Origin of the sequence: Caballeronia mineralivorans PML1(12), from assembly GCF_001028175.1 — a bacterium.
Lineage (GTDB): Bacteria > Pseudomonadota > Gammaproteobacteria > Burkholderiales > Burkholderiaceae > Caballeronia > Caballeronia mineralivorans.
This window is the reverse complement of the sequence record NZ_AEJF01000185.1, coordinates 14,623-35,671: the sequence shown is the minus strand read 5'-3', so window position 1 is coordinate 35,671 and position 21,049 is coordinate 14,623. Positions and strand designations below refer to the sequence as shown.

The window sequence follows — 21,049 nt, the reverse complement described above, 5'->3', positions numbered from 1 at the left end:
TACTTCAGGTCAAGCGCCTCAGACCTTCGGCGGATAACGCACATCGAGGATATCGATTTGCTGGACGCCTGCGGGCGTGTGCAGCGTGACCGTATCGCCGACCTTGGCTTTGAGCAATGCACGGGCAATGGGCGAGATCCAGCTCACGTGCCCGACATCCAGATTCACCTCGTCGACGCCCACGATTGTCACCGTGTGCACGTCCCCATCGTCGCCGGCGTAATCCACCGTGGCGCCGAAAAATACCTGGTCGAGATTCTCCTGCCGGCTGCTGTCCACTACTTCCGCCAGGTCGAGCCGCTTCGTCAGGAAGCGAATCCGCCGGTCGATCTCCCGCAAGCGCCGCTTGCCATAGATGTAGTCGCCGTTCTCTGACCGGTCGCCGTTCGACGCCGCCCAGGAAAGCAGTTTCACAACATCCGGCCGCTCGACGTCTAGCAAATGCAGCAATTCCTCGCGCAGACGCTGGTGTCCTGCGGGCGTGATGTAGTTCTTGGTGCCGGGAGGTACGCCCGGCGGCTGCTCGAGATCGAGATCGTCGTCGCTCTCGTCCGATTCTTTGACAAATGCTTTGTTCATGGTGCAAACCGCTCAAAATAACGTGAAGAGGAGCGAGATAGCTCCTCTTCAAGGTAACACGAAGGAGATCGGTATTACAGAAATCGAGGCGGAACTCTTCCTTTTTTGGGAGAGCTTGGCTATACTCTTGGTCTCGCGTGCGGCTGTAGCTCAGATGGATAGAGTACTTGGCTACGAACCAAGGGGTCGTGGGTTCGAATCCTGCCAGCCGCACCACTTCTTCAAAGCGTTTTAGTTTTTTGTTTCAAGCAAGCGTTTCCTGCATCAGCTTTTTGTATTACCCTGCTTCATGCGCGGCTGTAGCTCAGATGGATAGAGTACTTGGCTACGAACCAAGGGGTCGTGGGTTCGAATCCTGCCAGCCGCACCAGTTTTAGAAGGGCCTTCCTCGCGGAAGGCCTTTTTTATTTGCGCACGGCGCACGCGTTCGATGCTTCTCCTCAACGGGCGGCCTGTGCTCGCCAGGCTTGCCGAGGGCATGGGCATGCCAAGCGCAAACCCGCTTATTGCCGCGCAGTCGACCCAATATCGCCGATACGTCCATCTGGCATCGGTGCATCTTCAACCGATGCCGCCGCGCTCTGCTCCCCCAACGGTTCTGCCCGTTCCCCAAGCAGCATTTGCGAGCGATGCGGGAATTCGTCGTCGACGGTGTCTCCGAACGCATGCAGCAAAAACGCTCGCAGCAACGCAATACGCAGCGACGGTCCGCGCCCTTCCACTTCTGCGCCCGTCTTGCCGAACGTCGCTTTGCACACAGCTTCGCCGCGCCCGTGGTCGTTCATTTCCAGCCGGCACGCGCGCTCGAGCACGACCGACGCCGCTTCCCACGACGTCGACGGCAGGAATCGCCCGTCCCACGCCCGGCCACGATCATTCCCTCGGATGGCGAGCGTCTGGCCGCCATCGGTGAAATGGATTTCGCGGATGAAGTCGTGCAGCCCGCGCGCGACCCAGTAGTCGAGCTCGGTGCCTTCCAGCTCTGATGTTTTCATAAGTGCCCCTGTGTACGCGAAAGTGGTACAGGCACGCAGGTCGCGTTCCGGCGGTGACGACCCAGATCCAGACTCAGACTTAGGCTCGCCAGCCGCCACGCAAGGGTCGAACGTTAAACGTCAAACGTTAATAATCGCCGCGTTCGCGATCGATCCGCATGCCGCCTTCGGTGTTGCGATGATGCGGCTCGTCGCTCGGCCGCTCACGCGCGATGCGCATCACGTCCGGGTTCGTGCGCACGCGCCGCATCACATTCGCCAGATGCACACGGTCGCTGACCTGGATCACAAAGCGCAACACGGTGGATTCCTGCGTCACGTCCTCGTCCATGGCGATGTGGACGATGTTGGCATCGGCGGACGTGATATCCGCCGCTACACGGGCGAACACGCCCTTCGACGTGCTCACGAGCACCTTGATGGACACGTCAAAGAGACGGCCCGGCTGCGGCGCCCAGGCAACGTCGATCCAGCGGCCCGGATCGCGCTTGTGAATCCGCTGCGCGACGCGACATTCGGTAGTGTGGATCGCCATGCCCAGCCCGATGCCGATGTAACCCATGATGTCGTCGCCGGGAATCGGGCGGCAGCACGCGGACAGTTGCACCGACATACCCTCGGTACCTGTGATCACGACCGGCGGCGCAGTATTCGTGCTGAAGCTCTCGCGCGGGGAATCGTCGTCGTCGCGGCCAGTCATCAGCACTTCGATACGCTTCGCCATCACGGCGGCCACGCGCCGGCCGAGGCCAATATCCGCGAAAATCTCCTGACGGCTCTTGTTGCCCGTCCATTGCGCCAGCTTTTCCCAGACCTCCGGCGTCACTTCCGACAGCGCCAGGCCATAACCCTTGAGGCTTTGATCGACGAGCCGCTCGCCTAGCTGCACCGATTCGTTCAGCCGCATCGTCTTGAGATAGTGGCGAATAGCCGAACGCGCCTTGCCGGTGCGCACGAAACCAAGCCACGCAGGATTCGGCTTGGAATACGGCGCGGTAATCACTTCGACGATATCGCCGCTCTTCAACTCGGTCCGCAGCGGCAACAACTCGTTGTTGATCTTCACCGCGACGCATTGATTGCCGAGGTCGCTGTGAATGGAATACGCAAAATCCAACGCCGTCGCGCCGCGCGGCAGAGGCATGATTTTCGACTTCGGCGTGAAGACGTAGACCGCATCGGGGAACAGATCGATCTTGACGTGTTCGAGAAATTCGCTCGAATCCCCGGCTTCGCTTTGAATGTCGAGCAGCGACTTCAACCATTGATGCGCGCGCTTTTGCACGTCGTTCAGGTCCGCGCCGCCATTCTTGTAGAGCCAATGCGCGGCCACGCCCGCTTCCGCAATCTCATGCATCTTGCGCGTGCGGATCTGGAATTCGATGGGCGCACCGAACGGACCGACCAATGTGGTGTGTAACGACTGATAGCCGTTCACCTTCGGAATCGCGATGTAATCCTTGAACTTGCCTGGCACCGGCTTGTAGAGCGCATGCAGCGCGCCAATGCAGGTGTAGCACTCCAGCGCGCTGTCCACCACCACGCGAAAGCCATAGACGTCGAGCACTTGCGAGAACGACAACTGCTTGTCGCGCATCTTCTTGTAGATGCTGAAGATGGTTTTCTCGCGGCCGGTGACGTCGGCCTTGATTTTCGCGTCCGCGATCGTGCGCTGAACCGCTTCCAGGATCTTGCCCACCACTTCGCGCCGATTGCCACGTGCGGCTTTCACAGCGCGCTCCAGCGTGGCGTACCTGTGCGGATTGAAGTTCGCGAAGCTCAGGTCCTGCAGCTCGCGATACGTGTTGTTCAACCCGAGCCGGTGCGCGATAGGCGCGTAAATGTCGATGGTTTCGCGGGCCACGCGACGCCGCTTTTCAGGTGGCACCGCGCCGAGCGTGCGCATGTTGTGCAACCGGTCGGCGAGCTTCACGAGAATCACGCGTACATCGCGCGCCATGGCGAGCAGCATCTTGCGGAAATTTTCCGCCTGCGCTTCCTCGCGATTGCGAAACTCCATCTTGTCCAGCTTCGACAAGCCGTCGACGAGTTCCGCAACCTTTGGCCCAAAACGCTCCGCGATCTCGGTCTTCGTCACGCCCTGATCTTCGATCACGTCATGCAGCAACGCGGCCATGATCGATTGATCGTCGAGTTTCCAGCTGGCGCAGATTTCCGCGACCGCTACCGGATGCGTGATGTACGGCTCGCCACTCTGACGATATTGCCCGAGATGGGCTTCATCGCTGAAATGGAACGCGAGCTTCACCTGCTTGATTTCTTCCGGCGAAAGATACGCGGCGAGCTCAGTGGTCAGTTTCGCAATGGAAACGACGTCGTGGCGGCGCGGCTTTTCCGGCGTGGCGGTCGGCCCGAACAGATGGCGAAACGATTGTTCGAGGACCGCGTCGATGTATTTGCGCGCTGCCGAAGGCGAATCGGCGTCATGAGCGTTGTCATGATCGTGCGCGTGGTTTTCGCTGTGAGACTCAGTACCGAGGACGTCGTGATGCGGGTCCACAGAGACGGACGATGGAACAGGATTCATGGTCGCCTCCGTGGTTAGCTGACGCGGTTAGTGACAATGCGCGTAGACGTCCGGGCCCGATTACGGAATTGAGACTCAGACCGGGACCTTCTTGAGCATCTCGACGCCGACATGGCCGGCCGCGATTTCACGCAGCGCAACAACAGTCGGTTTGTCGCGGCTTTCGATCTTCGGCGTATGGCCTTGAGCGAGCTGACGCGCGCGATACGTTGCTGCGAGCGCGAGCTCGAAGCGGTTGGGGATCATTTTCAGACAATCTTCGACGGTGATGCGGGCCATGGTTGATTCCTTCTCGATATGTTCTTCATTCTACCTTATGTGACCGGAAAGCCCCGTTCACTCGGCGTGCGGCGAGTGTATGCCTAACTCGACAAACAACTGCGTATGACGGGCGTATTGCGAGCCGAAACGCAGCCGTGTGGCCGCGACGAGACACCGCAGTTCAGCGAGCGCGCGCTCGAAGTTCTCGTTGATCAGCACGTATTCCGCTTCCGGCGCATGCGCCATCTCGCTGCCTGCAGCCAGCAAACGGCGCACGATCACGTTCGGTGCATCCTGGCCGCGCTTCTTCAGACGATCTTCCAGCGCATCCAGCGACGGCGGAAGAATGAAGATTTCCACCGCGTTGCGAAAGCGTTTCTTGACCTGTTGCGCACCTTGCCAGTCGATTTCAAGCAGCACGTCATGGCCGCTTTTCATCTGCTCTTCAATCCATACGCGCGACGTAGCGTAGTAATTGCCGTGCACTTCCGCGCTTTCGAGGAACTCGCCGGCGGCGTGGCGCGCCATGAAGTCGTCGACGGAAGCGAAATGGTATTGAACACCGCTTTGCTCGCCCGGACGTGGTTCGCGCGTCGTGTACGAGACGGACAGGCGGATCGCCGGGTCTTGCGCGAGGAGCGCGTTGACGAGCGTCGACTTGCCCGCGCCCGACGGCGCCACGACCATAAACAGGTTGCCCGGATAAACCCCGGCGTAAGTGTTGCGTTGAGCGTCGTTCATAGAAGCGTTACTCCAGGTTTTGCACTTGCTCGCGCATCTGCTCGATGAGCAATTTGAGCGTCATCGACGAATCGGCGAGTTCTTTCGCAGCCGCCTTCGACCCGAGCGTGTTCGCTTCGCGATTGAGCTCCTGCATCATGAAATCGAGCCGCTTGCCCACTTTCCCGCCCTTTTGCAGCACATGGCGCGTTTCCGCGAGATGCGCGGCGAGGCGCTGCAATTCTTCGGTGATGTCGATACGGATGCCGTACATGGTCACTTCCTGGCGAATCCGTTCCGCGATTTCCTCGCGCGGAATGCTGGTTTGCGTGCCTTCCGGCGATGCAATCCCAAGCGCGTCCTGCAAACGCTCCACGATTTTCTGCTGATGTTTCGTGATCAGCTCCGGCACGAGCGGCGTGACGCGCGCAACGATGGCTTCCATTTCCGTCACGTTCGCAATCAGCACGGCGGCGAGCGCGGCGCCTTCGCGGGCGCGGACATCGATGAGCTCGGTGATTGCCTGCTTGCCGCACGCCAGAACGGCGTCGCGCAACGTTTCCGCCGATACCCCGCTCTCCGACAAAATGCCCGGCCAGCGCAGGATTTCACCGGTGCGCATGCGTTCGGCATCGGGGAAAATATCCAGCACCGAGCGCTCGAGCGCGGCGAGTTGCGACAGTGCGTCACGATTGAGCACGCCGGCAATGGTGGTTTGCTCCGCGCGATTCAGGTTGATGCGGATATCGACCTTGCCGCGCGAGAGCTTGTTCATCAGCATTTCGCGCAATTGCGGCTCGCAGACGCGCACGTCTTCGGGCATGCGGAAATTCATGTCGAGGAAGCGCGAATTCACCGTGCGCAATTCCACCGATACCCCCACGCCCGAACCATTGGCGCCCGCGCCGTCAGACGCTACTTCGCGCGTTGCGCTGGCGTAGCCTGTCATGCTGTAGATCATTGTTGCGTCCGTAATTGAAGGCCATGGCGCTTTTTGCTGCTTGCTTGTTGCTAACGCGGCACGGCCAGTTCGCTTCGAAACGCCCGGCATGAAGCTGCGCGAAATGGCAGGCAATGTTGGCCGGGCGAGTAAGCTGGCATTATCCCATTTTTGCCGATCCCGCTCGGGGAATACGTTGCCGCTGCAATGGCCGCAGGAGGCTGCCCCGGACGCTCACCCCGATTGCGGATAAAATTTGTGCTTTGCTGCGGCTTTTTTGCGTTCGCGCCTGGCCTCCTTTTCATTGCATTTCCTTCACCTTGTGCCCTCCATGACCGACTCCACGCTGCCCCCGTCCGCCCCGTTCACCCGCCCGAGCGGCCGTCGCGCGGACCAATTGCGCGACGTGCGCATCACGCGGCATTACACGAAGCATGCGGAAGGTTCGGTTCTCGTCGAGTTCGGCGATACCAAAGTGATCTGCACCGCGAGCATCTCCGAGCGCGTGCCTGAATTTTTGCGTGGACGCGATTCCGGCTGGCTCACCGCCGAATACGGCATGCTGCCGCGCGCAACCAACACCCGCAACGACCGCGAAGCTGCACGCGGCAAGCAAACCGGGCGCACGCAGGAAATCCAGCGTTTGATCGGGCGCGCGCTGCGTTCCGTGTTCGATCTCAACAAGCTGGGCGCACGCACGCTGCACATCGATTGCGACGTGATCCAGGCCGATGGCGGCACGCGCACGGCAAGCATCACGGGCGCGTTTGTCGCGGCTCACGATGCGGTCGCGAAGCTGCTTGCTGCCGGCAGACTCGCGGAATCGCCGATCAATGACTTTGTCGCTGCGATCTCGGTCGGCGTGTACAACGGCCAGCCGGTCCTTGATCTCGACTACGACGAAGACTCGCAGTGCGATACCGATATGAACGTCGTGATGACCGGCGCGGGCGGTTTCGTGGAAGTACAGGGAACAGCCGAAGGCGTGCCGTTCACGCGCGCCGAAATGAACGCGCTGATGGACCTGGCGCAAAGTGGAATTGAAACGTTGATCGCGAAGCAGAAGGTCGCGCTGGAGTTGCTCAGTGTCTGATCCCGCCTTGAAACGCGTCGTACTTGCGTCGAATAATGCCGGCAAATTGCGCGAGTTCGCAGCGCTGCTGAGCACAGCCGGCATGGAATTGATCACGCAGGGCGAGCTGGGCGTGTCCGAGGCCGAGGAACCGCATGTGACGTTCGTCGAGAATGCGCTGGCGAAGGCGCGGCATGCATCCGCGGCGACGGGATTGCCGGCGCTCGCCGACGACTCCGGCCTGTGCGTGCATGCGTTGCGCGGCGCGCCGGGCGTGTATTCGGCGCGTTATGCGCAATTGCTCAACGGTGGCGAGAAAAGCGATGCCGCGAACAATGCGCGGCTCGTGAAGGAGCTCGCTCATGAATCAGATCGGCGTGCCTATTTCTTCTCGGTGCTCGTGCTGGTGCGTCATGCAGCAGACCCCGAACCGCTGATCGCGGAAGGCCGCTGGCACGGCGAAGTCATCGATACCCCGCGCGGTGCGAACGGCTTTGGTTATGACGCGCATTTCCTGGTGCCATCGCTTGGAAAAACCGCCGCCGAGCTCGATCCCGCGGTGAAAAACGCCAGCAGCCATCGGGCGATCGCGCTTCGCCATCTGCTCGCGCGGCTAAAGGACGTGTCGTGACGAATAGCTCAAGCGGTCCTCAAACCATCAACGTGGTCAAGGCGTTCACGTCGCCGGGCAGTATCCGGCTGACGTCGCTGCCGCCGCTGTCGCTGTACGTGCACTTCCCGTGGTGCGTGCGCAAATGCCCGTATTGCGATTTCAATTCGCATGAGTGGAAGGGTGAGACGTTCCCCGAAGACCGTTATCTCGATGCGTTGCGCGCCGATCTCGAGCGCGCGCTGCCGATGGTCTGGGGTCGTCAGGTGCATACGATTTTTATCGGCGGCGGGACGCCTAGTTTGTTGTCGGCGAAAGGACTGGATCGGCTGCTCTCCGATGCGCGCGCTTTGCTGCCGCTCGACGCAGACGCCGAAATCACGCTCGAAGCCAATCCCGGTACGTTCGAAGCCGCGAAGTTTGCGCAGTTCCGGGCGAGCGGCGTGAACCGTTTATCGATAGGCATTCAAAGTTTCAACGAGCAGCATCTGAAGGCGCTCGGCCGGATTCACGATGCAACGCAAGCGCGTCAGGCTGTAGAAATAGCGGCAAAGAACTTCGATAACTTCAATCTCGACCTGATGTTCGCGCTGCCAAAGCAGACGCTGGATGAATGCCGCTCGGATATCGAAACGGCCATCAGCTTCGCGCCGCCGCATTTGTCGCTGTATCACCTGACGCTCGAACCGAACACAATGTTCGCGAAGTACCCGCCACCCGTTCCCGACGACGATGCTTCCGCCGATATGCAGGACTGGATTCACGAGCGTACGGCTAGCGCGGGTTATGAGCGCTACGAGGTGTCGGCGTATGCGAAGCCACACAACAAGAGCCGGCATAACTTGAATTACTGGCGTTTCGGCGACTATCTCGGCATTGGCGCGGGCGCGCATACCAAGCTGTCATTTCCGCAGAAAATCGTGCGCCAGGTGCGCTACAAGCATCCCGGAACCTACATGGACGAGGCGCTTGGCGGCGCTGCCGTGCAGGAAGAACACGAGGTCGGGCCACGCGACCTGCCATTCGAATTCATGCTGAACACGTTACGGCTCGTCGAAGGATTTCCGGTGCATTCGTTTAACGAACGAACCGGGCTTGCCATGTCCGCGATCGAACCAGGACTGCTTGAAGCGGAACGTCGCGGCCTGATTACGCGCGACATCGAACGCATCGTGCCTACGCAGCGTGGCCAGGATTTTCTCAACGATCTCCAGGCGCTCTTTCTCAAGGACTCTGCCGTAAAGACGCTCAGGGAAGACCGTTAATTGAGCGCCTCCTCCCCTGCGTTACCGCCCGGTTCCGTGATGCGCCACCGGCCCTTCGCGCTGTTCTGGAGCGCGCGGGGGATGTCATCGGTTGCGTTCCAGATGATGTCGGTGGCAATCGGCTGGCAGATCTATTCGATCACCCATAGCGCGTTCGCCCTCGGGCTCGTCGGCCTCTCGCAATTCCTGCCGATGTTCATGCTCACGCTCGTGGTCGGGCATGTCGCGGACCGTTACGACCGCCGCACGATCGCGTTCGTGTGCCAGGCGATTCAAGGCGTGGCGGCGTTGACGCTGTGCATCGCGACATGGCGCGGGATGACGGATCAGGGGCTGATTTATTTGATCGCCGCCATCGCCGGATCGGCACGCGCATTCGAATCGCCGTCGATGGCCGCGCTCCTGCCCAACCTGATTTCCCGCGCCCAGTTGCAGTACGCGACCGCGTGGTCCACGTCCGCGAACCAGACCGCGCAGATCCTCGGACCGGCAATGGGCGGTCTGCTCTACGGTCTCGGGGCGCTCGCGGTGTATGGCGCGGTATCGGTGGCGTTCATCGGGGCGGCGCTGCTGCTGGCATCGATAAAAATCGAACAGGTCGTGCGGATGCGCACGCCGCTGAGCCTCGAATCGCTGTTCTCCGGCATCGCCTTTATTCGACACAAGCCGGTGATCCTGGGGGCTTTATCGCTGGATCTGTTCGCGGTTCTGCTCGGCGGCGCGACGGCGTTGCTGCCTGTCTTTGCCCGCGACATCCTGCACGCCGGCCCGTGGGCACTCGGGGTCTTGCGCGCGGCGCCTGCGGTCGGCGCGTTGACCGGATCGATTTATCTCGCGCATTTTCCGCTGCGCCAGCGGGCTGGAACTGCGATGTTCGGCGGCGTGATCGCGTTTGGCATGGCGACAATCGCGTTCGGCTTGTCGAGCAATGTATATGTCTCGTTGATCGCGCTGGCCGTGCTCGGCGCCTCCGATGTGATCAGCGTCGTCGTACGCATGTCACTCGTTCAGCTTCAGACTCCCGACGACATGCGTGGCCGCGTGGGCGCGATCAATTCACTGTTTATCGGGACATCGAATCAGTTGGGCGAGTTCGAGTCGGGGATGACGGCGGGATTATTCGGTGCGGTGCCGGCCGTACTGATTGGAGGTGCGGGAACGATCGTTGTTGCATTGTTATGGATGCGATTGTTTCCGGGTTTGCGGGCAACCAGGTCGCTCGAAGGATGAGGTGATTCTCTTGGCTTAAACGCCAGGGAAAGTTGCGCTACAATACGCGCCTTGCCGGAAAGGTGTGGTGCGGTCGAACGCACTTTTCTCGTAGTTGCTGTGTGTGAAACGTGGAAGCGTGGCCGAGCGGTTTAAGGCACTAGTCTTGAAAACTAGCGACGGGGTGACTCGTCCGTGAGTTCGAATCTCACCGCTTCCGCCAGAATAACGTTTCAGCAGCTTCCATAAAGTCCCGCAAAACCAAACGCCATAAGGCTTTGCGGCGATTCGATACCTCCACAAGCATCCAAGAAAAGTCGTAAGATTCCTCAATTTCCCGGGTACTTTTTCGGGTACTTTTGAGACCAATTTCACGACGATGCCTGAAAGCATTCTCCGCGATTTGCAATGCCGCGCTGCCAAGCCACGCGCGAGCGCGTACCGCCTCAATGACGGCGGCGGCCTCGCGCTCCACGTGAAGCCCACCGGATTGAAGTACTGGCAATTTCGCTATACGAAGCCAGACGGTCGCGAAGGGTTGATCCAGATCGGCCCGTATCCACGGGTCACACTGGAGAAGGCCAGGGTGGCGCGTAACGAGCACCGCTCCGCCGTGTCGCGTGGCGACGATCCGGCCATGCTGCGCAAGCAGGACAAGGCTCGCAGCAAGGTTGAGGCAGCCCGCTCACTGACATTCAGACAATGCGCCGAGGCCTACATCAAAGCGCGTCGCACGGAGTGGGCGAATCCGAAGCACACCCAGCAATGGGAAAACACCCTAAAGACATACGCGTATCCGTTCATTGGCGCACTGCGACCGGTGGACATCGATACGGATCTCGTGATGCGCGTGCTACAGCCGATCTGGCTCGCGAAGAATGAGACGGCTTCGCGTCTTCGTGGCCGGATAGAAAGCATCATGGACTGGGCGAAAGTGAGCGGCCTGCGTGTCGGTGAGAATCCAGCCCGCTGGAGCGGTCATCTCGACCACTTGCTAGCGTCGCCATCAAAGGTTCAGAAAGACGGCCACCACGCCGCGCTGCCGTACTCCGAGATTGGCCCATTCTTCAATAAGTTACGGGCCAACGATGTTACTTCCGCGCGCCTGCTCGAATTCACAATCCTGACGGCCACTCGTACCGGCGATTCGCTGTATGCCGCGTGGCCCGAGTTCGATTTGTCCGTGCCACTGTGGACCGTTCCAGCCGAACGCACGAAGGCGAAACGCGAGCACCGCGTGCCGCTGTCGTCGTCTGTCGTGACGCTCCTCAAGGCGTTGCCCACGTTCGGCGGTGCGGGTCTTGTCTTCGAAGGTGTCAAGGAAGGCAAGCCGTTATCAAACATGGCGATGCTGAAGCTGCTGGAGCGCATGAAGCGCGATGATCTGACCACGCATGGCTTTCGCTCGACGTTCCGCGACTGGGCGGCCGAGTGCACGGCATTCCCGAGCGAGGTAGCAGAGATGGCATTGGCGCACGCGATCCGCGACAAGACGGAGAGTGCATATCGGCGCGGAGACCTGCTCGACAAGCGGCGCGGGCTGATGCAGGCATGGGCTGACTACATCGACCAGCAGAGCGGCGCGAACGTAATTCCGTTACATGACGACGGCGACGCGCCGAGCGAAGCGTCCAGCGCATGAGAAGCGGCGGTGCGGGAGTCTTTTTGCGCGGCTGGATTGCTGGCGGTTGATGGTTGACTGGCGGACTTTCCGCACCAGCCGAACGGCACTTGATAGTCCTGGCTACCCCACATGACTACCTGACTACCCGAAGTGGCTACCCATGCGATGAAAAATCCGTTAACAAACAATGCTCTGAGTGGCTACTGACTACCCAAGTGGCTACCCATAAAAAGACCGGTGACTGTGGTTGTTACGGGGCTCGAATTACCCGTGTTGGAGGGGTCCCCGGAAGTACCTTTCACTTTTAGGAAGGGTCTATCTTTCTCGGATCGAGTTAGGACTAGCCTATCGTGACGCGCACCTCGTTCGGTGATCGTCGCGCGATGTTTGATCGTCATGCATTTCGAATTGTCGCAACCACCGCAATAATGCGTTTAAGTGAAGCTGATGCGAATGTGTCACTGAGAGAGTGTTAAAAATCCGGCGAAGCATTGCCGGAATTGACGGGCAGTGAATTGAGGCCTTGTTTCGCGCTCCCTCAAAGTCGTTTTCTTTTGAAGACTTGAAGACAAATCCCGCAAAGCCAATACCAGTAAGGCTTTGCGCGTCTTCAACCGGCTTGGAGACGGCTGAAGACATTGAAGACAAATGCCCCTACATTGTTGCAACATCGGAAATAACTGCGTCAAGTCATGCGATGCGCTTCTCGTCTGGAACAGGCGGCAAAGTGACTATGTTACCTCGTCCAAAGTCACTTTGCCGCGCAGAGAAACGCTCGCCGCAGCCGCTCTTCGCGGCCCGCACGAGCCATCAAAGATCGAACAAGCCGGGGTTTTGAGATGAGTGTTTCGGCAAGCTTTTCATCATTCGCTTGCCTGATTTGATTGTCGGCCGCCGCACTGCTCAGTCAATGTGACACCGAACGGCACGGCTGCGACATTTCATTGATTATTGGAGCGCTGCGCCTCGCCAGATGCGCTATCGCACTTCGATGATGAACACCCGGCGAGCGAGCGCCCCTCGCCCAATATGAATTGTTGTATCAGCAGATGCGTGCGACGCGGGATCGACCGATGTTCCGCATGGCGCGGCGACCGTGGCGAACTACTCAACGAGCCTTCTTTGTCTCGATTGACGCGTTCGAGTGTCCTTCGACCGCTTGCTCCGGTTCCTCGCTGTTTGTGGATAGACACCCTCGCCCTCGCTTTGTACCGTATCGCCATACTCGTCCTCGGTTGTTTGTCGCCCGGACGTGTTGGCCGAACGACGTGGCTCAAAGATGGACGGCGCGGGCACGAGCACACAGCGCCGTCGGGTTCCCGCACGACCGCGCGGCCTACGACCGGCGCTTGATTGCGCCGACCTTTTCAAACTCCTCCGTGAGCGACTCGCAATGCGCCTGAACGGTCTTGTTGCCGGCGAGGGGGTAAGTGAACTCGGCGGGCACACTCGACTTGCGCACGCTGGCGTCCAGACGCGCACCGACAAGGAAGCCGTCAATAGCGTGGCGGTTATCGCGGTTGTCCGAAACGAACTGGCGCTTCACCTTCGTGAACGCCACGCACCGAAGAACATGTCCATTCAGGGTTGCAATGCATTTATCGATTTCCTGTTCGATCTCGCCAATCTCCACGTTGATCACTTCACGGCATGCCTGATCTTTACCCATGCGTAGCGCCGCTTCGGCTGCCTCCAGGTCGAGCAGACGCTGATTGAGTTTTGCAAGGGCTGCCGTTGGTACGTCGAGATCCTTGAATTCGGCTTTGCTGGATCGCTCCAACTGTCGAAGCTCGTCATCGATCTTCGATACGTCAGGCTGGCGTGAATCGATGAGCGCATCGGCTAACGCATCGCTGCGCCGCGTTTGCAGCTCCTGTACGCGTTCGGCGTGTGATCGGGCAGCCTCTAACGAGTTTTGGATACGCCCGATATCGGCCTTGGTCTTGGCGATAGCCTGTTCGTTTTGCTCAAGCTCACGGATAGCGGTTTTAACTTTGGTCAGGTTCATATATTTTCCATTTGGATAACTAAAAAGGGCATGTGCTGCCCACCTATCACGGCCTTCCCCAGCTACTGCCGGAATGCCGAAAAACTCATGTGATTTGTCTGTGTTTGGCCCCTGTACACATCAGAGATCGAGCGTAAAAATGGACGGGAGGATGCGATACACCATGCAACGGCTATGTCCGGGAACGCGCTCTTGACGATAGGGATAGCCGTCCTGACGCGGCATCAGGACGCCGCGCTTGATGAGGGCCTTGGCAACGGCGCTAGGATCGAAGCCCGCACAGACTTCCTTGCGAAAGACTTCCTTCTCGATCCAATACTCGACTTCCGTCACGTCAGCGTCCGCGCTGCTCATCTTGTCGCCGTATTCCTGTATGTAGTCCCGGTTCGTGGTCACCTCCACGCCCGGTTTCACATAGCGTTTAAAGCCCGCTCGATGCGGCACGTTCGGCCGGTGATCGTCGTGCGCACGCTGCATCCAGACGAAACGGTTATCGCCATGCGCCATCAGGAAGTGGACAACCTGCCTGACAGCCTCCGTTTCGTCTGAATTGCCTGCCCCGCCGCGCAACTGGAGCCAACCATCGAAGCAACTTCGGGCGGCATGTACGGCTTCGCCTTGCGGCCAACCGGTGAGGCCGTGAGCCGTCGCGAGTTCGCCCGCGACCGCGACCAGTGCGAACCGCTTCGCCACCCGTGCGACCTGAGAGTGCGCGTCGTCAGGAACCCATTGCGTGACCAGTTCAGCCACGCGCGTATGCAAGGATTCGGTGAGGTGATCGGCCACCGATGACGCCCATTCGATGAACGCCGGTCCCGCCGTGCCGTAGTGCTGACCCGCTTTTCGCTCAAGGTGCTCGATCAGTGCGGCCGGCGTCGGGAAGTCGTGCAACCGCTCGACCACGCCCGTTTCACCCACCTCGGCCGGAACGGCCGGAAGCCGCACTTCGATGCCGCCTTTCATGGGTTTGTTCGCTTCGGCCATCAACGCCGCGACGCCTTTTTCCCCATTCGACAGGAACAGCAAGCGCCAGGTCATGACCGGTTTGGCTGATCCCGTGCGCGTCGCGCGTGCCTTGCCTGATTCGTTCGCGAGCATGTAGATGACATCGCCCACAAGGCGCGGTTCGACCTGCCCGATTTCATCGAGAATGAGCAATGCATCGCTGTGCTGTGTGGCGACGGCTTCGAGCGCGTTATCTGTTGCCTTCCAGCCGCGCACGTAGTCTTTTGAGCCGAACACTGACGCTGCGATTAAACCGCCCGTCGATTTGCCCTTTGATGTCGTGCCGAGCAGGTGAAAGCCGCCCGACTGAAGGCCTGAGAAGTGCAGCAGCGGCCCGGCGAACGCCGTCGATACACAGAACACGAGACGGCTATTTCCTACACAGTAGGCGGCAACCTCGCGTTGCCAGTCTTCGAGCGTGCCGTTCTCTTTAAACTGGCTGTGGATCGGCGTATCGGCCTGATAGATCATCGCTTCCTTGCCGGAGCCGATCACGCGGTCGGGCAATACAAACGCGCCGTGATGCCAGCCGACGCGAGGCACACACCGCACGCGTTCGTCCGGCTGTGCGGTCTGGATGTAGTTCGCAATCTGCGTCTTTGCAATTTGCGTCACGCCCACCTTTACGCCCATTTCGAGCAAGGTCTTGCGCAGTTCCGCGCCGTCACCGGCAAAGAGACCCGCAGGTGCGGCCCAGCGCTTCAAGATCCCGTCCGGGTCGGTGAATTCGAGCAGGTAGCCCCACTCGCTGTTGACTTCGTTGCGTGTCTCCGCAATCACGTCAATACGCGAACTGACCCAGTGCGCCGGGAGTGCTTCGCCTTGGTTGTTGAAGCCGTAAAACCAGACGCCCTTTGCATCGACCTCAAAGCGCGACTTACCATCGGCCGCTCGGGACGTTTTAGGGCGCTTGGCGGGCTTGGGCGTGATGGGCAGTACCTTGCCCTTGCTCGCGGTCTGTGCGCCGCCCACGGCCAGCGCAGCGAACACGGCGGCTGCCACTGCTTCGACATTCAGGTGCGCAGCGAGATCGTTGAAATCCGTGCCCGAGGAAGGACGTTTGTCCCCGAAGTCCGGCACCGCAACGAACCCCGCGACCGCGTCGGCTGCCGCACGTGCCTTCGTGATGCCGGGATTACCTTTGGTTCGATAATCGTCGTCGGCACACAAAACGATGCGGGCATCGGGAAAGCGGCCACGTAGGAGCGTGGCGACTGCGAGTAGGTTGCCTGCATCGAACGCGACGGCGGACGGGAAGCCGGTCGCGCCCGTGAGCGTGGCACACGTTGCATATCCCTCGCCTACAAGTATCGTGGTCGTCACGGGGCCGCCAATCCATGCGAAGCACCCCGATTTGCGTCCATCCGGCAGGAACCGCTTTTGACCGTCAAGGAGAATGAATTCAAGCGTCCAGAGCTTGCCGGATTCGTCACGCGCTGGAACGAGCAGAGCGCCGTCGCAAGTTACTTTGCCGATCACCAGCTCGCCGCGATAAACGCGAAGCTGATCGGCACCAATCCGTTTGCGAACAAGATACGGATGATCGAGCGGCGCTGGAGCGGCGGCCGACCAAATGCGCTCGGCGGAATCTGCCGCGCTGGCATGGCGGCTGGCGTCACCCGCTTGCTCCTCGACTTCACGCGCGGCCCGTTGCGCGCGTCGCCGCTCTAATTCAGTTGCATCAACCGGCGTTGCCTTATGCTCAGCGGGGTTAAATCCGTAGCGCTTGGCTTCAAAAAACAACGTGGCGAGCTTCGTTTTGCCGAGCTTCACGGACTTCCAGACGTCGCGGGCATCCTTTTCGTTATAACCCTTAGCCTGTGCGCCCCAATCGTTCCAGAGCGTGAAGCCGTCTTCACCGAACTCCGTTTTAAGCGCCATCGCCATCTTGACCCACGTATCGCGGTCATCAGGCGGGACGTACGCGAGCGCGATTCGTGCACGCTCAAATTCCGATATTGGTGTATCGCTCATAGATTCTCTGTGTAATCGAGCCGCTTCCACATTGCGAGCCGCGACGCGCGCGCCGCTCTCATACGATTAGTAGTACAGAACGCATGACAGTCAGCACGGCACGTCAATCATGCGGCTCTGTGCAATTCGCTAAACGATCCCGGTTATGTCGCTTTTCGAGCGCCGCGACGTGGTGCAAGGGCTGGAATCAACGCTTTAAATGCCTGAAAGCGTTTGTCGTGACGGGCTTTAAGGAAGCGGGAATATTGCTCCTTGAACTCGGCACCGCCACGCGCTGTTTGCAGGTATTTAAACCGCTCAAGCTCCCTCGTTCGGCGGGTGATTTCACGCTGGACAATGCCGTCGTGGCCCATGCAATCGTCAATATCGAGACACCACCAATCGCCGTCGCTCCAAATCTTTTTTGGCCCTCTGATACCGGGGGCACGACACCGGCGCAATACGAATCCGCATCCGGCTGACTCCCACGAGACCCGGTTAGTGCCGGTCGGCCACACGGTTCCTTCTGGAATGACACCCTCCGCCTCAAGCTGAGCGCGTGTTCCCTCGTATCGCGCGGCCAAGCCGGCCCAAATTTCGATTCGTAACTCATGCACATCAGCGGAGAGGGCCTTGGCTGACTCCAGCTTGTTGTGCTGCTCGGCCTCAATGGCATTCCCGTCTGCGCTTTTATTCGATTCGTTCATGGCGTGCGCCCCTTAGTGTGTGGTGCGCACGTCGCGCGTGACGATGTTGAGCGCCGCGAGCAAGTACTGTTGCACGCGCCCCATGAGTCCGGCCGCGAACGCTTGTCGGCTGATAGCGAGTCTGTGCGAGTCGAACGTATCGTCGTCTTTCATGCCCGCTTGCATGCCGCGTGAGAACGCGTCGGTCTGATGCGCGGCGTATTCGTGCAGCCGTACCGCACCCCTCAGTTCGAGCCACGCGTCCGCGCAAATCGCGCCGAGATTGACGGCAAATTGCAGTTCGATAGGTGCTCCTGTATCCAACGGAGGTGCGTTGTCGAATCCTTCGAGAATGGCGGTACGCGTCGTCGTATCAACCATGACGGCTCACCTCCCCGTCGACGATAGCGGCGGCAATGCGGCGGGCGAAGGCGTCGTTGAACGCTTGGCGGCGGTATTCGTCACCCGGAAAGTCAGGCAAGGAGCCTGACATCAGGTTGCGAAAGCGTAGGTCGCGGAACTCGCCCGCACTGAGCGGCGCATGTGCGAGCCACAGTTCCGCCGCACTGCTGCCGGCGTAAGAAAAAGCGGGAAAACGTTGATCGAGGGGGTTTTGCCCGGTACGGGCGTGACGCGACAATGCCTGCATAGCTTTGCTCCTGTTTGAGAGACTAAACCCGTTTTTGAGACGGGCGGGCAGGAGCTCAAAACCGCAAACAGACGGCGGGCATATTCCCCTTACGGGTCTTTTATTAGCCGCACTCCCGCCCATTGGAGCAAAACCAATAGACGTAATAATAGCCACTGACTTTCGGGGTGGCTTTACCGCTGTTTGTGGCGTTTTGAGCGCCGTGTTCAAAGTATAGACGATTGGCAATACAGCGCAAGCATGTACGAGCGACGTAAGGCGCGTTGAAACCGTGCCAGAAGGCGAGGCAACACGCGGAATCGCGGCGAACACGCATCCAAAAACAAGCCCGACAGCGGCATGGCGGAATGTCCGCATGCGTGAATGTGCTGCGCTCGCAAAGTGACTTTGGACGCGTGTCATGCCGGGGCCTTGGGGTCGAGCATGAAGACGGCGAGCTTGAGCGCATCAATGGCCTTCTTCGCGCGGGAGGGAATCCGATTTGCATCACGCTCGAAAATGGCCGCCGCCACGAACATCGCGCGAGCCGCCTCGCGTGCCTCCATATCGTGAGTGCGCCCATAGGCTGCGCTATAGCGCTCGCGCTGGCGTGCAATCACGGCAGCGTAGTGCCGAGATTCCGCTGCGTGCTTGGCGACGCGTGCTGCTTCACGTTCGCTTTGCGTGCGCTCGATAGCGGACTGCGCAACTGACAAAGTGTTTTCCGTCATTGCGCACCTCCCAACGCAATCAGCCGTGCGGCGATGCGTTGAACCTGAATCGCGGCCCGGCCGTGTTTGTCGTCACCCCTCCACCACAGCAATGCGCTGATTTTGTCCAGTCGGTCAACGAGCGTGATGCTGCGCTCGCAGCCGTGCGCGTCCTCTGCCGCCAACGCATCGTCGCACGCCTGAACCCATGCGCTGGCAACGCTCGCGTGGGAGCGAGAGGAGAGCTTCACAGGCCTGAGCAGCAGGCAAGCAATCAGCGTTGCACTGAGCGCTGCGACCTGGCTGGCTGCGTCGCCGCGATTCCACAGGATGCCTTCGACCGACTCCAAGCTGTCGGCCATCTCGCGGGCTTGTTGATCCGGGCACGCGGCGTACGCAGCTTCGCGGATAGCGGATGCATCCGCCATGCGACGCCCGTATGGGCCGCCGCGATTGAGCACGAACAGAAGAGCGTTTGCGTTCATGCGTCGCTCCCGCTCGTCAGGGAGTCCAGCCACGCGTCGATCTGCGCCGAGTTGAATGCAATAGCACGCGGGCCGAGCTTCACCGGCTTCGGAAATGTGCCCGCCTTAATCCGCCGACGAACTTCGCTTTCGCTCAGTTGAACACGCGCCAGGACGGACGGCATGCGCTCCATGCGCTTTTGCGGTGATACGGGAGATTCGGTTTTTGCTGGCATTAGCGCCTCCGTAAACCTCCACAAACAGGCTTGTGGAGTCAGGCGCATTCTTTAATTTTTATGCCATGCGGTCCACGGAGTCTTCAATCCGCGCTCGTCACTCGAAGTTTCCGCCGGTAGCCATGAGGTAGCCACTTCGGGGTCAAACATCGTTATCGGCCGCGCCTCGACCACTTCCCTCGCGCGCTTTTCGGATGCGATCAACAAAGCCTTCCATCGGCGGAAGGCCGGTGGCCACGCAGTATTGAATGGCCATCAATCGATCCGGTACCTTGTGGTTCGTTTCAAATACGGGAGATGCGAGCGGAAATTGATCGTCGGCTAGCTGCTCTTCGAGCGTCCACCCATACCCGGCCATTTGCTCATCGAACCATCGAACATATTGCGGAACGGGCATGGCTTGTCGGGAGGTCATGGCGGCACGCTCAACCGAGTCACCCCAATTGGAGTCGGTATTGTCAAGCCACGATTCGGTGAGTGACGAAAGTGCGTGCAACAGGTCTGACGCGTTTGGCACATATCGCAGATCGTAGCCGGAAGTAGCCCGCTCGATCCGTTGTCGGATATGGGAATCGTACCGGTAAGCCACGCCTCGACGCGCAGACTCCTGCGCTGCGATGGGCACGAGTCGAAATACATCAGCGAATTCGAGCGGAGCCGTTAGCGGAGAGTCCTCTCTTGCCGCATCGACCGCATCCATAGCTCTCGCGGCAGCTTGTAAATGCTGTCGAAGCGCGTTCATGGCGTCTATGTGTTTTCGCTTGGCTTCTCGACCGGCATCGTATTCATAACTGGCAGCGTGCCATGCATAGTTAAACCAAATGCTCCAGCATTCCGGTGATCGCCAACAGCGAAACCAGCTATCCGCGTAGAAGCCGCGCATCTGCTCGCTAAACACGAGACGACGCGCGCATGCCAAGTCACTTTGAGTGTAGATACCGGGAGCGCCTTCGATCCGGACCAATTCGTTGGTTATGGTCGCCGGCACCCACTCGGGGAATTCGGTTTTCATGCGCAGCCTTCCAATGCGCCCTTCGAGGCAGGAATCTGCACAGCCGGTGAGGGAACGTAACCGCCATCGGCGAAACAATGACGACTATGCACGTCGCTGTCCGCTTGATCTAAGGAGGCCGTTTAATCAGTTGAATTGATCAACGCTCGCGTCCTTTTGCGCGCTTGCGACGGTCGAGGAGAAGTCTTCGTCGAAATGAGTCAAAAGCATTTCGTTGAAGCGTCCGTGATACACACCGTACACAACCTTTGTCATATCGATATCCTTCTGCCCGAGTAGACCAAACCGAAGACTACTGGATACAACAACCGGGCGAAGCCACGCCTTGTTTTTCCATTGATCCGGCGTGTGGGTGAAATCACCGTCGCCATCGTAACTCCAGGTTTCGATTTCCTTATCGTCAATTGCTTTCTTTATTGCTGCTAGGAGTTGACTGGGCTTAGAAGCGTTGACAGTGATCGCCATTGTTTTCCCTTATCTTGAAAACTCAAAATGCAACGTTGGTCAAGGCGCGGCTGACGACC

21 protein-coding genes and 3 tRNA genes are annotated in these 21,049 nt (G+C 59.5%); 8 read left to right on the top strand and 16 right to left on the bottom strand.

All coding sequences use genetic code 11. From position 1 onward, the window contains the following. Positions 1-18: 18 nt before the first annotated feature. Positions 19-579, bottom strand: coding sequence for a transcription elongation factor GreB (gene greB, locus EOS_RS31655; RefSeq protein WP_047896146.1), 561 nt, complete (start codon positions 577-579; stop codon positions 19-21). A gap of 139 nt (positions 580-718) precedes the next feature. Here greB and EOS_RS31650 point away from each other — a divergent pair. Continuing rightward, positions 719-795: transfer RNA gene (locus EOS_RS31650), tRNA-Arg, on the top strand. A 77-nt stretch (positions 796-872) separates the two neighbouring features. Next, positions 873-949, top strand: a tRNA-Arg gene (locus EOS_RS31645). A gap of 133 nt (positions 950-1,082) precedes the next feature. On the opposite strand, the gene EOS_RS31640 is transcribed toward EOS_RS31645, so the two are convergent. The 5 genes from EOS_RS31640 to EOS_RS31620 form a co-directional block, all read right to left on the bottom strand. Beyond that, positions 1,083-1,574 carry a phage protein NinX family protein gene (locus EOS_RS31640; RefSeq protein WP_047896145.1) on the bottom strand — a complete coding sequence of 164 codons (492 nt, stop codon included), beginning with the start codon at positions 1,572-1,574 and terminating at the stop codon, positions 1,083-1,085. A gap of 127 nt (positions 1,575-1,701) precedes the next feature. Beyond that, complete coding sequence (locus EOS_RS31635; protein WP_087882025.1) at positions 1,702-4,122, bottom strand: RelA/SpoT family protein; 2,421 nt, start codon at positions 4,120-4,122, stop codon at positions 1,702-1,704. Positions 4,123-4,197: 75 nt separating this feature from the next. Continuing rightward, positions 4,198-4,401: a DNA-directed RNA polymerase subunit omega gene (gene rpoZ / locus EOS_RS31630; RefSeq protein ID WP_047896144.1), complete on the bottom strand. Its 204-nt coding sequence runs from the start codon at positions 4,399-4,401 to the stop codon at positions 4,198-4,200. A 57-nt stretch (positions 4,402-4,458) separates the two neighbouring features. Beyond that, positions 4,459-5,124, bottom strand: a complete 666-nt coding sequence (gene gmk / locus EOS_RS31625; RefSeq protein WP_047896143.1) for a guanylate kinase — start codon at positions 5,122-5,124, stop codon at positions 4,459-4,461. A gap of 7 nt (positions 5,125-5,131) precedes the next feature. After that, complete coding sequence (locus EOS_RS31620; RefSeq protein ID WP_047896142.1) at positions 5,132-6,064, bottom strand: YicC/YloC family endoribonuclease; 933 nt, start codon at positions 6,062-6,064, stop codon at positions 5,132-5,134. Between the two features lie 325 nt (positions 6,065-6,389). Between EOS_RS31620 and rph the strand changes: the two genes are divergently transcribed. The 6 genes from rph to EOS_RS31590 all read left to right on the top strand — a co-directional run bounded on the left by rph (position 6,390) and on the right by EOS_RS31590 (position 11,841). Beyond that, positions 6,390-7,136, top strand: a complete 747-nt coding sequence (gene rph / locus EOS_RS31615) for a ribonuclease PH (RefSeq protein WP_326972958.1) — start codon at positions 6,390-6,392, stop codon at positions 7,134-7,136. Then, positions 7,129-7,746: an RdgB/HAM1 family non-canonical purine NTP pyrophosphatase gene (gene rdgB / locus EOS_RS31610; protein ID WP_047896140.1), complete on the top strand. Its 618-nt coding sequence runs from the start codon at positions 7,129-7,131 to the stop codon at positions 7,744-7,746. The genes rph and rdgB overlap by 8 nt, the downstream gene beginning before the upstream one ends. Then, positions 7,743-8,990 (top strand): radical SAM family heme chaperone HemW, encoded by a 1,248-nt coding sequence (gene hemW, locus EOS_RS31605; RefSeq protein WP_047896139.1) that lies wholly within the window; start codon positions 7,743-7,745, stop codon positions 8,988-8,990. The genes rdgB and hemW overlap by 4 nt, the downstream gene beginning before the upstream one ends. Before the next feature lie 39 nt (positions 8,991-9,029). Further along, positions 9,030-10,220: an MFS transporter gene (locus EOS_RS31600; RefSeq protein WP_047896138.1), complete on the top strand. Its 1,191-nt coding sequence runs from the start codon at positions 9,030-9,032 to the stop codon at positions 10,218-10,220. Between the two features lie 112 nt (positions 10,221-10,332). Then, positions 10,333-10,422: transfer RNA gene (locus tag EOS_RS31595), tRNA-Ser, on the top strand. 156 nt (positions 10,423-10,578) lie between these two features. Further along, entirely contained in the window at positions 10,579-11,841 is a 1,263-nt protein-coding gene (locus EOS_RS31590; protein WP_047896137.1) for a tyrosine-type recombinase/integrase, read from the top strand. Positions 11,842-13,159: 1,318 nt separating this feature from the next. Here the strand turns inward: EOS_RS31590 and EOS_RS31585 are convergent. The 10 genes from EOS_RS31585 to EOS_RS31540 all read right to left on the bottom strand — a co-directional run bounded on the left by EOS_RS31585 (position 13,160) and on the right by EOS_RS31540 (position 20,990). After that, positions 13,160-13,831: a hypothetical protein gene (locus EOS_RS31585; protein ID WP_047896136.1), complete on the bottom strand. Its 672-nt coding sequence runs from the start codon at positions 13,829-13,831 to the stop codon at positions 13,160-13,162. A 120-nt stretch (positions 13,832-13,951) separates the two neighbouring features. After that, entirely contained in the window at positions 13,952-16,795 is a 2,844-nt protein-coding gene (locus EOS_RS31580) for a DUF927 domain-containing protein (protein WP_200908726.1), read from the bottom strand. 158 nt (positions 16,796-16,953) lie between these two features. Further along, positions 16,954-17,496, bottom strand: a complete 543-nt coding sequence (locus EOS_RS31575; protein WP_047896134.1) for a hypothetical protein — start codon at positions 17,494-17,496, stop codon at positions 16,954-16,956. A gap of 12 nt (positions 17,497-17,508) precedes the next feature. Continuing rightward, positions 17,509-17,856, bottom strand: a complete 348-nt coding sequence (locus EOS_RS31570; RefSeq protein ID WP_047896133.1) for a hypothetical protein — start codon at positions 17,854-17,856, stop codon at positions 17,509-17,511. Further along, complete coding sequence (locus EOS_RS47230) at positions 17,849-18,124, bottom strand: hypothetical protein (RefSeq protein ID WP_047896132.1); 276 nt, start codon at positions 18,122-18,124, stop codon at positions 17,849-17,851. Before EOS_RS47230 ends, EOS_RS31570 begins: the two co-directional genes overlap by 8 nt. Positions 18,125-18,522: 398 nt before the next feature. Next, positions 18,523-18,834: a hypothetical protein gene (locus EOS_RS31560; RefSeq protein WP_235443024.1), complete on the bottom strand. Its 312-nt coding sequence runs from the start codon at positions 18,832-18,834 to the stop codon at positions 18,523-18,525. Continuing rightward, complete coding sequence (locus EOS_RS43740) at positions 18,831-19,298, bottom strand: hypothetical protein (RefSeq protein ID WP_053064094.1); 468 nt, start codon at positions 19,296-19,298, stop codon at positions 18,831-18,833. The genes EOS_RS31560 and EOS_RS43740 overlap by 4 nt, the downstream gene beginning before the upstream one ends. Further along, a complete protein-coding gene (locus EOS_RS31550; RefSeq protein WP_047896131.1) occupies positions 19,295-19,513 on the bottom strand; it encodes a helix-turn-helix transcriptional regulator in 219 nt (72 codons plus the stop codon). Before EOS_RS31550 ends, EOS_RS43740 begins: the two co-directional genes overlap by 4 nt. A 142-nt stretch (positions 19,514-19,655) precedes the next feature. Further along, complete coding sequence (locus EOS_RS31545) at positions 19,656-20,525, bottom strand: hypothetical protein (protein ID WP_047896130.1); 870 nt, start codon at positions 20,523-20,525, stop codon at positions 19,656-19,658. A gap of 126 nt (positions 20,526-20,651) precedes the next feature. Further along, entirely contained in the window at positions 20,652-20,990 is a 339-nt protein-coding gene (locus EOS_RS31540) for a hypothetical protein (RefSeq protein WP_047896129.1), read from the bottom strand. Between the last annotated feature and the right edge of the window lie 59 nt (positions 20,991-21,049).

Coding starts and splice junctions, on each gene's coding strand:
- greB (WP_047896146.1), bottom strand. CDS start 579: ATGAACAAAGCATTTGTCAAAGAATCGGACGAGAGCGACGACGATCTC.
- EOS_RS31640 (WP_047896145.1), bottom strand. CDS start 1,574: ATGAAAACATCAGAGCTGGAAGGCACCGAGCTCGACTACTGGGTCGCG.
- EOS_RS31635 (WP_087882025.1), bottom strand. CDS start 4,122: ATGAATCCTGTTCCATCGTCCGTCTCTGTGGACCCGCATCACGACGTC.
- rpoZ (WP_047896144.1), bottom strand. CDS start 4,401: ATGGCCCGCATCACCGTCGAAGATTGTCTGAAAATGATCCCCAACCGC.
- gmk (WP_047896143.1), bottom strand. CDS start 5,124: ATGAACGACGCTCAACGCAACACTTACGCCGGGGTTTATCCGGGCAAC.
- EOS_RS31620 (WP_047896142.1), bottom strand. CDS start 6,064: ATGATCTACAGCATGACAGGCTACGCCAGCGCAACGCGCGAAGTAGCG.
- EOS_RS31600 (WP_047896138.1), top strand. CDS start 9,030: ATGCGCCACCGGCCCTTCGCGCTGTTCTGGAGCGCGCGGGGGATGTCA.
- EOS_RS31590 (WP_047896137.1), top strand. CDS start 10,579: ATGCCTGAAAGCATTCTCCGCGATTTGCAATGCCGCGCTGCCAAGCCA.
- EOS_RS31585 (WP_047896136.1), bottom strand. CDS start 13,831: ATGAACCTGACCAAAGTTAAAACCGCTATCCGTGAGCTTGAGCAAAAC.
- EOS_RS31575 (WP_047896134.1), bottom strand. CDS start 17,496: ATGAACGAATCGAATAAAAGCGCAGACGGGAATGCCATTGAGGCCGAG.
- EOS_RS31570 (WP_047896133.1), bottom strand. CDS start 17,856: ATGGTTGATACGACGACGCGTACCGCCATTCTCGAAGGATTCGACAAC.
- EOS_RS47230 (WP_047896132.1), bottom strand. CDS start 18,124: ATGCAGGCATTGTCGCGTCACGCCCGTACCGGGCAAAACCCCCTCGAT.
- EOS_RS31560 (WP_235443024.1), bottom strand. CDS start 18,834: ATGACGGAAAACACTTTGTCAGTTGCGCAGTCCGCTATCGAGCGCACG.
- EOS_RS43740 (WP_053064094.1), bottom strand. CDS start 19,298: ATGAACGCAAACGCTCTTCTGTTCGTGCTCAATCGCGGCGGCCCATAC.
- EOS_RS31550 (WP_047896131.1), bottom strand. CDS start 19,513: ATGCCAGCAAAAACCGAATCTCCCGTATCACCGCAAAAGCGCATGGAG.
- EOS_RS31545 (WP_047896130.1), bottom strand. CDS start 20,525: ATGAAAACCGAATTCCCCGAGTGGGTGCCGGCGACCATAACCAACGAA.
- EOS_RS31540 (WP_047896129.1), bottom strand. CDS start 20,990: ATGGCGATCACTGTCAACGCTTCTAAGCCCAGTCAACTCCTAGCAGCA.